The sequence below is a fragment of the Hyunsoonleella flava genome, assembly GCF_004310325.1.
GTDB lineage: Bacteria > Bacteroidota > Bacteroidia > Flavobacteriales > Flavobacteriaceae > Jejuia > Jejuia flava.
The window spans coordinates 35,142-47,683 of sequence record NZ_SIRT01000010.1 but is presented as its reverse complement, the minus strand read 5'-3'; the positions used below and the strand labels follow the sequence as shown (position 1 = coordinate 47,683).

The 12,542-nt window shown below is 36.6% G+C and carries 12 protein-coding genes; 4 read left to right on the top strand and 8 right to left on the bottom strand.

Annotation, left to right across the window (positions count from 1 at the left end; all coding sequences use genetic code 11):
• From EYD45_RS11755 to EYD45_RS11745, 3 genes are all read left to right on the top strand, one after another.
• Positions 1–1,464 (top strand): RagB/SusD family nutrient uptake outer membrane protein, encoded by a 1,464-nt coding sequence (locus tag EYD45_RS11755; protein ID WP_130964755.1) that lies wholly within the window; start codon positions 1–3, stop codon positions 1,462–1,464.
• A 73-nt stretch (positions 1,465–1,537) separates the two neighbouring features.
• Entirely contained in the window at positions 1,538–3,406 is a 1,869-nt protein-coding gene (locus EYD45_RS11750) for a S8 family serine peptidase (RefSeq protein WP_165453930.1), read from the top strand.
• A 12-nt stretch (positions 3,407–3,418) separates the two neighbouring features.
• Positions 3,419–4,156: a hypothetical protein gene (locus EYD45_RS11745; protein ID WP_130964753.1), complete on the top strand. Its 738-nt coding sequence runs from the start codon at positions 3,419–3,421 to the stop codon at positions 4,154–4,156.
• Positions 4,157–4,221: 65 nt separating this feature from the next.
• On the opposite strand, the gene lspA is transcribed toward EYD45_RS11745, so the two are convergent.
• The 3 genes from lspA to EYD45_RS11730 form a co-directional block, all read right to left on the bottom strand.
• Positions 4,222–4,746 (bottom strand): signal peptidase II, encoded by a 525-nt coding sequence (lspA, locus tag EYD45_RS11740; RefSeq protein WP_130964752.1) that lies wholly within the window; start codon positions 4,744–4,746, stop codon positions 4,222–4,224.
• On the bottom strand, positions 4,747–5,640 hold the full coding sequence (gene fabD, locus EYD45_RS11735) for an ACP S-malonyltransferase (protein ID WP_130964751.1): 894 nt from the start codon (positions 5,638–5,640) through the stop codon (positions 4,747–4,749).
• A gap of 65 nt (positions 5,641–5,705) precedes the next feature.
• Positions 5,706–6,638: a dihydrofolate reductase gene (locus EYD45_RS11730; protein WP_130964750.1), complete on the bottom strand. Its 933-nt coding sequence runs from the start codon at positions 6,636–6,638 to the stop codon at positions 5,706–5,708.
• Between the two features lie 272 nt (positions 6,639–6,910).
• Here EYD45_RS11730 and EYD45_RS11725 point away from each other — a divergent pair, with 272 nt between their 5' ends.
• On the top strand, positions 6,911–7,207 hold the full coding sequence (locus tag EYD45_RS11725) for an isoamylase early set domain-containing protein (protein WP_130964749.1): 297 nt from the start codon (positions 6,911–6,913) through the stop codon (positions 7,205–7,207).
• 328 nt (positions 7,208–7,535) lie between these two features.
• Here EYD45_RS11725 and EYD45_RS11720 read toward each other — a convergent pair whose 3' ends face one another.
• The 5 genes from EYD45_RS11720 to EYD45_RS11700 all read right to left on the bottom strand — a co-directional run bounded on the left by EYD45_RS11720 (position 7,536) and on the right by EYD45_RS11700 (position 12,477).
• Positions 7,536–8,360 carry a thymidylate synthase gene (locus tag EYD45_RS11720; protein ID WP_130964748.1) on the bottom strand — a complete coding sequence of 275 codons (825 nt, stop codon included), beginning with the start codon at positions 8,358–8,360 and terminating at the stop codon, positions 7,536–7,538.
• Positions 8,361–8,597: 237 nt separating this feature from the next.
• Entirely contained in the window at positions 8,598–8,933 is a 336-nt protein-coding gene (locus EYD45_RS11715) for a hypothetical protein (RefSeq protein WP_130964747.1), read from the bottom strand.
• Positions 8,934–9,239: 306 nt separating this feature from the next.
• Positions 9,240–10,766 carry a NupC/NupG family nucleoside CNT transporter gene (locus tag EYD45_RS11710; RefSeq protein ID WP_130964746.1) on the bottom strand — a complete coding sequence of 509 codons (1,527 nt, stop codon included), beginning with the start codon at positions 10,764–10,766 and terminating at the stop codon, positions 9,240–9,242.
• A 10-nt stretch (positions 10,767–10,776) separates the two neighbouring features.
• A complete protein-coding gene (locus EYD45_RS11705; RefSeq protein ID WP_130964745.1) occupies positions 10,777–11,394 on the bottom strand; it encodes a bifunctional nuclease family protein in 618 nt (205 codons plus the stop codon).
• Positions 11,395–11,520: 126 nt separating this feature from the next.
• Positions 11,521–12,477 (bottom strand): electron transfer flavoprotein subunit alpha/FixB family protein, encoded by a 957-nt coding sequence (locus tag EYD45_RS11700; protein WP_130964744.1) that lies wholly within the window; start codon positions 12,475–12,477, stop codon positions 11,521–11,523.
• Positions 12,478–12,542 lie beyond the last annotated feature (65 nt).

The following is a 12,542-nucleotide window of genomic DNA, read 5'->3' as shown; positions in this document are numbered from 1 at the left end:
ATGAAAATTATAAATATTAAAAAGTCTTGGAAATTGCCATTTAAAACTCTAGTAGTGGTAATGTTCCTAGTAAGCTTAAGCTCTTGTAGCGAAGAGTTTGTTGAAGAACCTATAGATACATCTGGTGTTACCGATGCTGCAATTTTTGCAAACAGAAATAATGTTCAAACATTTGTTAATGGGATATTATCCAATTATAAAGGACAATATAGAACCGTAGATGTTGGAGGGCTTTACGCCATGTATTTTGCGAGAGCAGTTAAGGGAAACGATATCATTCAAGCTGTGTCTTGGTATCGTTTTGACTATGGCCATGAAAATAGAGAGCCTGCTTTTAGACGCACTAATTTTACATGGGATTTTAATTATGAAAATGTAAATTTCGCCAATACATTAATTTCTGGTGTAGAAAATAGTGATTTATTAAGTGAAGGAGACAAAAAAGAGTTTATTGCTAAAGGTAAATTTATTCGAGGATTTCACCTTTTTGAACTGTTGTTAGAATTTTGTCCAAACTACAATAATAATAGAGATTTAGTTAGAATCCCTATTTATACAGCACCTACTAGTTTAGAGACTGCAACCGGAAATCCCCCACTACCAATGAGTGAGGTTTATAATCTAGTTATTCAAGACTTAGAAGATGCGGTAGCAGATTTACCTGACACAAGATTGGGAAAAAGTTTTATTAACAAGGCTGTAGCTCAAGCTGTATTAACTCGTGTTCTAGCGGTAACTCAAGACGATTGGAGTAAAATGTCTGCTTTGGCAAGAGCCGCTTACGGAGGCGATGCTTCTGCAGCGGTGCAGTCCACAAACTGGGGTAATGGTTTTGGAGATATGACAGATCAAGAATGGCTTTGGGCAATGTTTCAAAATGGATCGGACGAAACTAACTTTTTCTGGGGGCATGCTGCTCCTATGATGGATCATTTAACATTGAGTTATTCGGCCACGTATTTCGATCCAGAGTTTGTAAGTGAATTTTCAGCAACTGACAGCCGTAATTTATTTTTTGATATTTATGGTGTATCTGATTCGGAGCCTTGGCGAGAGTTCATATCTACAAAATATGCCTTTACGTTTGCATCAGATATTCCTATCATAAGAAAATCTGAAATGGTATTGTTTGATGCTGAAGCACAATACCAATTAGGGAATATTCCTGAAGCACAGCGATTACTTTTTGCATTGCAGTCGGCAAGAGATCCAAATGCAGTAATGTCTGGAAACACCGGACAAGCTTTGCTGGACGAAATTTTGCTAGAACGCAAAAAGGAGTTTTATGGGGAATTTGGACCGCAATGGTTTGATGCAAAACGCTATAATTTACCTATGAACAGGAATAATATACATCGTATATCTCTTGATGTTCCAGCGGATAGTAACCTTTTCTATCTAAAAATACCTCAAGATGAAATAGACTTAAATCCAAATTACGACGAAAGATTTAACGATGAATAGTAAAGGGTTAATTACTTTTTTATTGACACTTTTAATGTGCCTTAATTTCTATTCTCAGACTGAAGCTGAAAGAATGAAAATTGCATCTACATACAATACAAATGCGATTAATAAACTAAAATCATCTTTAGCTGAAAAGAACAAGCTTAAGGAAGGTAGAATTTCTGTCTACCTTAAGTCACATCCAAGTGAAAAACTGAGAATAGAAATTAATGGTAAAGTTTACGCCATACATGATATCATAGATGGCAAGCCTATGTATCGTACAACGCACAACATCAATAGTGCAAAAGCTACTAAAACAGATCAATTGTATCCAGGAGGTGGGCTGGGATTAAACCTAGAAGGTGAAAACATGAGTATTGGCGTTTGGGACGAAGAGAGTGTTCGTGGAACACATGATGAATTTAAAGACGATCAGCCAGTGCCAGAATCAAGAGTTATCTACCCTGAGTTCCCTGGCTTATTTTTTGGCCCTATCAGTGATCACGCAACTCATGTAGCTGGTACACTTTTAGCTAAAGGTGTAAATGCAGATGCTAAAGGAATGGCTCCTAAGGCTACTTTAAGGTCTTATGATTGGGAGTTTGACGATACAGAGGCTTTAGATGAAGCTTCAAACGGTTTGCTTATATCAAATCATTCATATGGTATACCTATATTTTCTGGTAGTACACAACAAGTGGATGCTGAAGATATCGGGTCTTATTCCTCTGCTGCAAGAACTTGGGATGAGGTTGCGTATAATGTACCTTTTTATTTAGCCGTTAATTCTGCAGGTAATGCAGGCTCAGGACCTAATGGAACATACTCTGGTGGACTTGGTCCAGGATATGATAAATTAACAGGAAATAAAACCGCCAAGAACAACCTAGTGGTTGCCAATGCAAATCCTATTCTTAATGCAGCTACGGGGGAACTAACTATTTTGGCCATTAATAGTGGTAGTAGTCAAGGACCAACAGATGATTTTAGAATAAAACCAGATATAGCTGGAGATGGTACTAATGTTTATTCTCCTTTTTCTGGAAGTGATGATGCTTATAGTACAATTTCAGGAACTTCAATGGCTTCACCTAATGTAGCTGGTTCTCTCCTGTTATTACAAGAGTATTATAATCAGTTAAATTCCAGCTACATGCGTGCAGCGACTTTGAAAGGACTTGTATGTCATACTGCAATTGATGACAATACAAGAACAGGTCCTGATGCTATTTTTGGATGGGGATTACTCAATGCTAGAGATGCAGTCATGTTGATTAAGGGTGATACAGACAATAATGCTTTAATACGAGAGGTGATATTAAACGGCGGAGACACCTACACCTATCAGTTTTCTGCAGCAGCAGGAAGTGAATTAAAAGCAACTATTTGTTGGACCGACCCCGCAGGAAACGTGTCGTCAAGCCCTAATAATGTGCTTTCTCCAAGACTAATAAATGATTTAGATTTAAGGTTAGAAGATAGCAACAGTACTGTTTTTACTCCATGGAAATTGGACAATACAAACGTTGCTGCCGCTGCAATAAAAGGCGATAACAATGTGGATAACATTGAGCGCATTGATATAGATAACCCTGTAAATGGGAATTATACATTAACAGTAACGCACAAGGGGTCTTTAACTAACGGTTCACAGCCTTTTTCAATAATACTTTCTGGTAATAACGTTACGTTGAGCTCGAAAGAAAGTGCGCTCTCTGGTTTGCAGATATGGCCAATTCCTGCATCGACTAGCATCAATATAAAGTACAACACACTTCCTGATATATCTAAACTAATGTTATATAACATTAATGGGAAATTAATCTACCAAGACCTCTTGCCTGTTACTTCTAATGGGAATTATGCAGTAAATACCTCAAAGTTTTCTAAAGGTATTTACTTTTTGAACATAACCAGTGGAAATTCAAAATTCACTAAAAAGATTATTATAAAATAAAACATAAAAATTATGAAAAAATTAATAACTATATTCACCATAGCCTTGAGTATCTGCCTGTTTACCAATTGCGAGGAAGACGATGGAGCACCAGCAATTTTAGAGATTGATTATGTTGGGTTTGAATCGAGACCTTTACTAGGCGTAGATCCTAATTTGAGTGCTATTGAAGAAATAAAAATAGCGACGTCTAATACTGCGAGTTCAGATCGTACCTTTAATATTACAGTCAACGCAGATGTAACAACTGCAGATCCTTCGGCCTATTCTGTGCCATCTTCTGTAACTGTTCCTGCCAATTCTAATTTAGGCACATTTAATCTTGAAATAGTAGGACCAAATATAAACCCATCTGGAGAGGATATTTTGGCCTTAGATTTTGTGACACAAGAGGGTTTAAACATTGGAGCTACCATGCAAATGAATTTAAAGCAAGTGTGTCCTAATCCTGAATTAATACTTGATATTACCTTTGACAACTGGCCAGAGGAAATTTATTGGCGTATTGTAAACGCTGCGGGTGATACAGTATTTGAAAGTGCCACACCAGCAGGATTTGGTGCTTATGATGGTTTAACAGGTGGAATTACAAGAAACATCTGTTTAGCCTCTGGAACATACACGTTTTCAATATTTGATGGTTTTGAAGACGGCGCAGGTCCTTTCTCTTTAACGTTTGATGGTGAAGTGATTTTTTCATCTGATGGTAGTTATGGAGCAAGAACCGATGTAACGGTTACAATACCCTAGAACTAAGAATTAAACAGAACTAAGCCAATTTAAACCGAGATAAACTATTATCTCGGTTTTTATTTTTATAATTCTTGTTCAGGTACGTTATTTTTCTTCTTCAACATCATAACCACCAAAATAATCATACCCGTAGTTACGGATAGATCGGCTAAATTAAAGATGCCTGTTCTTATGGTATCTGTAATTTGAATGTAGAGAAAGTCGGTAACTTCGCCGTAAGCAAAGCGGTCATAAACATTAGCTATACCGCCACCAATAATACTCGCAAAAGCGAAAAGAGACCAATTATCTAAGCTTTTGTCTTTTATAATATGACGAAGTACAAAACCTAATACAATAACTGGGAGCACTAATAGCAGAACGATTTTTAGAGGACCTTCCAAATCACTACCCATTCCTAAAAATGCGCCTTCGTTTTTTACGTGCATCATTGTGAAATAATCACCGATTAAGGAAATAGTTTCACCATAAGAAGTTTTCGTTCTAGGCTCAATGTTATTTACGACCAATACTTTTGAAATTTGATCAACAGCAATAGTCAAAACTATAGTCAAAACTATAAAGGCAGTACGACGTGTAAATTTCATTTAAGAATTAGCTTCAAAAGTTGCAGATTCGGTTTGGGCTTCTCTGTTTATTTTTTTTACCAAACCTTGCAATACCTTGCCAGGGCCAACTTCAGTAAACAAAGTAGCGCCATCAGCAAGCATTTGCTTTACGGATTGGGTCCAACGTACGGGTGCAGTCAATTGTGATATTAAGTTGGTTTTAATCTCATTTTCGTCACTCACAGCACTTGCAGTCACGTTTTGGTAGATGTGACAGCTTGGTGTATTAAATGTAGTACTTTCAATAGCAGCAGCTAGTTCCTCGCGGGCAGGCTCCATTAAAGGCGAATGAAATGCACCTCCTACAGGTAGCACTAAAGCGCGTCGCGCACCTTCTTCTTTCAAGGTCTCACAAGCTTTATTAATGGCATCTATTTCTCCAGAGATCACCAATTGACCAGGACAATTATAATTGGCTGCAACCACAACACCTTCGGTTGTAGCGCATACTTTTTCAACAATATCATCATCCAAACCTAAAACAGCTGCCATGGTACTTGGTTGTAACTCACATGCTTTTTGCATTGCTAAAGCACGTTGGGATACCAACTTTAAGCCATCTTCAAAATTTAAAGTGCCGTTAGCCGTTAAAGCGGAAAACTCTCCAAGAGAATGGCCTGCAACCATATCTGGCTGAAAATTATCTCCTAAAGTTTTTGCGAGAATCACCGAATGTAAAAAAATAGCAGGTTGTGTTACCTTAGTTTCTTTTAAATCTTCGGCAGAACCTTCAAACATGGTATCTGTTATTGAAAATCCGAGAATTTCATTGGCTTGCTCAAAAAGCTCTTGGGCTAAAGGGGAATTTTCGTAGAGGTCTAGACCCATTCCTGAAAATTGAGCACCTTGACCTGGAAATATATATGCTTTCATATGTTTTTTAGTTAGCTTTTAGTGGCGCAAAAATAGCAATTATATACTAAATTGTTCTATTTGGTTTAAATCCTCTCATAAGTAATAAAGGAAAATTCGTGCTCGTGTTCTGCGTCTTTTTTGTTAAAAACGTTATTGGTTTCTTTCCAAATAGTGGTATCAATTTTTGGAAAAAAAGCGTCGGCTTCAAAGTCTTCGTGTACACGGGTCAACTCAATTTTATCAACCAAATTTGCCGATAGGGCTTGTTTGTAAATCTGTCCGCCACCAATAATAAAAGGCTGAGAATCACTTTTTGCGGCGTCAATAGCATCTTCTAAGGAGTGCACGATAATCACACCCTCAGGTGCTTTATAATCTCTTTGACGCGTGATAACCACATGCGTTCGGTTTGGTAAAGGCTTAGGGAAGCTTTCAAGCGTTTTTCTGCCCATGATAATATGATGACCACTGGTTAAGGACTTAAATCGTTTTAAATCGTCACTTAAATGCCAAATTAACTGATTACCCCTTCCAATAGCATCATTTTCAGCGGCAGCTACAATAATAGTAAGTTCAGAGTCTTTTTTTGTCTCAACTGCTTCAGAAGAATTTAGCTCATTAAACACTTCGCTTTTCGCCTTAATTTCCTCTTCTTTTCTAAAGCTTTCCTTCAATTGATCAATACGGTGCTGTTGTTTAGCTACCAATTTTTCCATCTGCTGCTGTTCCCATGCTTTCCCCATAAATTTATTGGTTACAAACACATTAAATAGATGGTATAAGAACAAAAACAACCATATCAAAATGGCATAAACAAACCAATTAATACCTGCAATGGTGAAGTCTTTCCCAATGCCCAAAACCGTATTGGCCGCAATAATGAGCACACAGCCTATTAAAAACAACACAAAATGTGCATATAAACGCTTTTTTTGTTTGATGCGTTTTTGCGCATTTTCTATAAGCTCCAGTTGCTCTTTATCAATCTGTGGTTGCTGTTTCTTCTTTCCGAACATATTCTAATTTAAAGCTGTAAAGTTAAAGCTTTTTTAATGAAACCTATAACCCGCAAAAGCGAAAACGTTTTAGTATGGAAATCACTGAAAATCAATACAAAACCAAACAATTCCTATTAGCAATACTTCAATTTTGCTCTTAATTTTTTCACATACTATAAAAGAAACAGAGTACATATTGGCAAATTGATAATTCTTTCAATATAAGTGCCTTAAATGCATGTATAAATGCAATGTTTTATAAATTTGTGCCATAATTAAACACTTATATTATGGCTATTAAAAAACAGTATTTAAAGAGTAAACCTATATGTAAAGTAACGTTTTCAATTGATGCAGAAGATGCTAAAAAAGTTGCAGTTGTAGGTAGTTTTAACGATTGGAATGCTAAAAAATCACCACTTAAAAAATTAAAAAGCGGTACGTTTAAGGGTACTGTAGATTTAGAAAAAGACAACTCTTACGAGTTTAAGTACATTGTAGATGGCGAGTATGTAAACGATGCCGCTGCAGATGCTTACGCTTGGAACGATTTTGCAGGCGCTGAAAACAGTGTTGTAACTGTATAAGTTTAAGCTTAAAAATTTTATGAAAGCACTTTCTTTTTAGAAGGTGCTTTTTTTGTTTTTAATATTTTGGGCGTTCCCACGCCACGGGCGTAGTCGGGCTTTCGGCAGTCGCTCCCTTCTTCGTCGGGGAGCTTCAACAAATGCCTCAATCCCTAACGCGGGTTAATTTGCTAGGGTAGTTTCTTAAGAATTATTATAAGTTTTTTTGGGAATTTCGTTTAACGAGTTGACGGATATGCGCCGTTATTATGGCTTATATCCGTCGTTTAATGAAGGTAGTCGAAAATTTTTACAAAGTCAAGAAAAGTAAGGTGGGTTTAGTACGCATCTAAACCGCCACAACACCCTTAATATGCGGATGCGGATGGTAATCTACCAATGTAAAATCTTCAAAATCAAAGTCAAAAACATCTTTGATTTCAGGATTTAAAATCATTTTTGGTAACGGACGAATATCACGAGATAATTGCAGTTCCAACTGCTCGTAGTGATTACTGTAAATGTGTGCGTCTCCAAACGTATGTATAAATTCTCCAGCTTCATAGCCACAAACTTGTGCCATCATCATGGTAAATAATGCATAAGATGCAATGTTAAAAGGCACTCCTAAAAAGATATCAGCGCTACGTTGATATAACTGACAAGATAATTTACCGTTTGCCACATAAAACTGAAAAAAGGCATGACAGGGGGGAAGTGCCGCTTTTCCATTAGCTACATTTTCAGCAAAACTTTTAGACGTATCGGGCAATACTGATGGGTTCCAAGCAGAAACTAACATTCTTCTGCTGTCTGGATTGTTTTTTAGGGAGTGGATAACTTCTTTTATTTGGTCAATCTCATCACTATTCCAGTTGCGCCATTGGTGACCGTAAACAGGACCCAAATCACCATTGTCGTCTGCCCATTCATTCCAAATACGAACACCGTTTTCGGTAAGGTAATTTATATTGGTATCACCTTTTAAAAACCACAACAACTCATAAATAATAGATTTTAAATGTAGTTTTTTTGTGGTAACCATGGGAAACCCTTCACTTAAATCAAATCGCATTTGGTAACCAAATACACTTTTGGTACCCGTGCCCGTGCGGTCCGATTTTTCATTGCCATGTTCTAAAACGTGTTTTACTAAGTCGTGGTATTGCTTCATATTTACTATCCGCGAAGGCGGAAATATCTTTTAAATTATACGTCTGCTGATTATAAAAACATCGATTACGAATTTAAAGAAAAACAGGATTTACGAAGAGGTGTTCCCATCGGATAATATCAAAAAGTTATCAACTATCGTTTAAGGTATAGAAATAAGGACAATACTTATGCTAACCATAAAAAAAAACCGTTTAAATTTTTGGTTTAAACGGTTTTAAGATTTTAAAAGGATTAACTAACCAGCTTGCTGCTGGGGCGGATCTTGAAGGTTGTTTTTCATCAGTTCCACCTTAACATTATTTTTAAACTTTTGAGCCATTAAAGCCCTCTCGCGTTCTAATTCTTTTATACGTTCTTTAATTTCTTGACTGCGTGAATACATACTTTGTAGTTTTTCCTCACGCTGTCTCTGTTTACGCATTTTTAATCTCCGCATCGCTTCTTGCCGTTGCTCTATTTCATCTTTGGTACGTTTTTGTTTGCGCGTATCTAAATATACCGACCCATAAGCGTAAGCGTACATTGCTAAAAATAACAATGCTATAATTCCTAAAATAATGTAGCCATTCATGATGTTTTAGTTTTAGTTCAAAGGATTTATACGAATTCAAAAAAATAATTTTGAATCATTTATAAATTACTAATAAATCTGATTAACGGTAAAAATAACCGCTGAAATACACTAAAAACAGGTTCAAATCAATAAAATCCGATGAAATGCATAGTTATTTTATATGAAAAATGTTAATTTCTTGAGTATTTTTTAAAAATTACATGAATATATTATGAGATTGATAGTTTTCAATAGAATATACAGGAAGTGTATAGTGTTCCCTAGGTGATTATATGGTCTTAAAACAAGAAGGTGATAAAGGTTTTACCCAATAATCATTCCAGCAATAGTCGCTGAAATCAAGGAAGCTATGGTACCGCCAATTAAGGCTTTCATCCCAAATTTGGACAAGGTTTTGCGTTGCCCAGGTGCTAAAGAGCCAATACCGCCTATTTGAATACCGATAGATGCGAAATTTGCGAATCCACATAGCATATAGGTTGCCATGATAACAGACTTTTCATATTTAAGATGGGTTGCATTGGCAACATCTTTTAAATCGGCTAGTTGTATATAGCCAATAAATTCACTTGCTGCCAGCTTTATTCCTAGAAGTTGCCCCATTAATGCCATGTCTTCTTTGGCTATACCAATAAGCCACATTAGGGGTGCAAAGGCATATCCTAAAATAAACTCTAAAGATAGACTGTCATATCTTGTGTGCTCTACAATCCAGCCATTAAGCCCTGTATAATGTCCAATTTTGCTAAATCCGTAGTTAAACATGGCAATGAAAGCCACAAAAACCAATAGCATCGCACCAACATTAACAGCTAGTTTTAAACCTTCGGTTGTGCCATTAGCGATAGCGTCCAAAAAGTTGGAACCTATTTTGTCTTGGGAAACTTTTACATCAGTGTCAATAGATTCTGTTTGTGGATAGAGTATTTTTGAAATCACAATAGCGCCTGGAGCAGCCATTACTGAAGCCGCTAGTAAGTGCTTTGCATAAAACAAACGTAATTCAGGGTCGTCGCCTCCTAAAAAACCGATGTAAGCTGCCAAAACAGCTCCAGCAACAGTTGCCATACCACCAATCATTACCAAAAGCATTTCAGATTTATTCATTTTCTCCAAGTACGCTTTAATCAATAAAGGTGCTTCAGTCTGACCTAAAAAGATATTTCCAGCAACGCTTAGGCTTTCTGCGCCTGAAATTTTAAGGAGCTTAGATAATAACCATCCAAAACCTTTCACAACAATTTGAATAATTCCTAAATAATACAATACCGACGTAAGCGCTGAGAAAAATATAATAGTCGGCAGCACTTGAAAGGCAAAAATAAAACCGAAGGTGTCCATATCTACTACTAAACCTTCAAATAAAAATTTACTACCCGCTTTCGTGAATTCTAGAACCTGAACAAAAATCCCTCCAATGAATTCGAAGATGCTTTTAATAAAACCAACCTTTAAAACACCAATGGCAATAACCAGTTGAAAAGCAAGACCAATGCCAACAACTCTCCAATTTATTTCTTTTCGGTTACTGCTGAATAAAAACGCCAGAAATATTAGGGATAACATCCCCAAAACGCCACGCCATAGACTTCCAAATGAAAATCCTTGACTTGGAATAATTACATTCTCATTAGTGCTAGAAACGGCTGTTTCTACTTTCTTTTGAGCTGTTGCAGTGGTGTCAGCTACAAGTGTAGTGTTGATATTGTTGTCTGCCTCTACTGAAATTTCAGTTTTTGGGGCTTCAAAATTACTTTGATTATTCTGAGAGAAACCAGAAGTACTTATTAAACAACATATGAAAACAATACTACATAAAAATTGCTTCATAAAAATAACGTTAACGTTTAGATATCTCGTCACGAATACTCGCAGCTTTTTCGTAATCTTCATTAGAAACAGCTTCTTCCAGAAGTTGGTGCAACTCTTCCAAGGATTTTGAAGAATAGTCTTCTTTAGAGACTGCGGGTTCTAATTCCCCGGCTAAAATATCATCTACTAAAACGCTGTCTTCGGTTTCTTCCTCATCGTCCTTTTTAGGGTCTACTTTTAAATAAATACCAGCTTTGTCCAATATATTTTTGTAAGTAAAAATAGGAGCATCAAAGCGTAGGGCTAATGCAATGGCATCACTGGTCCTTGCATCAATAATTTCTTCAATTTTATCACGTTCACAAATTAAACTGGAGTAAAAAACACCATCAACTAACTTATGAATGATAACCTGTTTTACCACAATGTCAAATCTGTCCGCGAAGTTTTTAAATAAATCGTGAGTTAAGGGTCTTGGTGGACGAATTTCCTTTTCTAAAGCAATGGCAATAGATTGAGCTTCAAAAGCGCCAATTACTATGGGCAGTTTTCTATCGCCCTCAATTTCATTCAATATTAAGGCATAAGCACCATTTTGGGTTTGGCTATACGATATACCTTTTATATTCAATCTTACTAAACTCATATCTTCATTTAAAACGCAAAGAACTGCTTAAATTAGAACTTTACCAACTGTAGAAACAGTTTTTGGCATGAAATGCTAATTTAAGCAGTTCTTAAGTACTTTACAATTTATAAAAGTAAATAATTACTACTGTGCTTTAAAAGCTTTTAATTTTTCGATGAGCTGAGGCACTACCTCAAAAGCATCACCAACAACACCGTAATCTGCAGCCTTAAAGAAAGGTGCTTCAGGGTCGGTATTGATAACAACCTTTACTTTTGATGCGTTAATTCCCGCCAAATGTTGAATGGCGCCAGAGATACCAATAGCGATATATAGGTTTGAAGCCACAGGTTTTCCGGTTTGTCCAACATGCTCGCTGTGTGGTCGCCATCCTAAGTCGGACACCGGCTTAGAGCAAGCGGTGGCAGCTCCTAATACATCTGCTAATTCCTCAATCATGCCCCAGTTCTCAGGGCCTTTTAAACCTCTTCCAGCAGAAACAACGATTTCGGCATCTGCAATAGTAACCTTATCTGTAGCTTTGTCTATGGATTTTACCGTAACACCTAATTCTGAAATTGATGGCGAAAAATCTTCGGCAGTAGCACTACCACTGTTTTCAACCAATCCAAAGGAGTTATTAGAGACTCCAATAACTTTAATATCTGATTTTATTTCAGCGATTTCAAATGCTTTGTTTGTAAAAGCAGAACGCTTTACCGTAAATGGACTTATGCTTGAAGGTGCTTCCACAACATTAGAGGCGTAGCCTGCATTTAATCCAACTGCTAAAAGGGGTGCTAAATATTTGCTATCAGCACTAGAACTTAAAATAACAACCTTGGCATTTTCAGCCTCAGCAGCCTGTTTTATAATATCAGCATATCCCTTTGCATTAAAGTTTTCCAAATCACTATTCGACACTTTTAACACCTTATCTACGCCATAATTTCCAAGTTCTGAAGTGTCTCCGCTATTTATGGCTACCGCGGTTACTGTGGTTCCCAATTGATCGGCAACAGCCTTTGCATAAGACGCTACTTCAAAAGCTGCCTTTTTAAGTTTATTTTGTTCTGATTCTGTATATACTAAAACTGACATAATTTTTATCTTTTGTCATCCTGAACTTGATTCAGGATCTTAAATTATTCTTACTGTTAAAATAG

Bases quoted from the DNA above. Each gene is read 5' to 3' on its own strand.
- EYD45_RS11755 (WP_130964755.1), top strand. From the start codon at position 1: ATGAAAATTATAAATATTAAAAAGTCTTGGAAATTGCCATTTAAAACT.
- EYD45_RS11750 (WP_165453930.1), top strand. From the start codon at position 1,538: ATGAAAATTGCATCTACATACAATACAAATGCGATTAATAAACTAAAA.
- EYD45_RS11745 (WP_130964753.1), top strand. From the start codon at position 3,419: ATGAAAAAATTAATAACTATATTCACCATAGCCTTGAGTATCTGCCTG.
- lspA (WP_130964752.1), bottom strand. From the start codon at position 4,746: ATGAAATTTACACGTCGTACTGCCTTTATAGTTTTGACTATAGTTTTG.
- fabD (WP_130964751.1), bottom strand. From the start codon at position 5,640: ATGAAAGCATATATATTTCCAGGTCAAGGTGCTCAATTTTCAGGAATG.
- EYD45_RS11730 (WP_130964750.1), bottom strand. From the start codon at position 6,638: ATGTTCGGAAAGAAGAAACAGCAACCACAGATTGATAAAGAGCAACTG.
- EYD45_RS11725 (WP_130964749.1), top strand. From the start codon at position 6,911: ATGGCTATTAAAAAACAGTATTTAAAGAGTAAACCTATATGTAAAGTA.
- EYD45_RS11720 (WP_130964748.1), bottom strand. From the start codon at position 8,360: ATGAAGCAATACCACGACTTAGTAAAACACGTTTTAGAACATGGCAAT.
- EYD45_RS11715 (WP_130964747.1), bottom strand. From the start codon at position 8,933: ATGAATGGCTACATTATTTTAGGAATTATAGCATTGTTATTTTTAGCA.
- EYD45_RS11710 (WP_130964746.1), bottom strand. From the start codon at position 10,766: ATGAAGCAATTTTTATGTAGTATTGTTTTCATATGTTGTTTAATAAGT.
- EYD45_RS11705 (WP_130964745.1), bottom strand. From the start codon at position 11,394: ATGAGTTTAGTAAGATTGAATATAAAAGGTATATCGTATAGCCAAACC.
- EYD45_RS11700 (WP_130964744.1), bottom strand. From the start codon at position 12,477: ATGTCAGTTTTAGTATATACAGAATCAGAACAAAATAAACTTAAAAAG.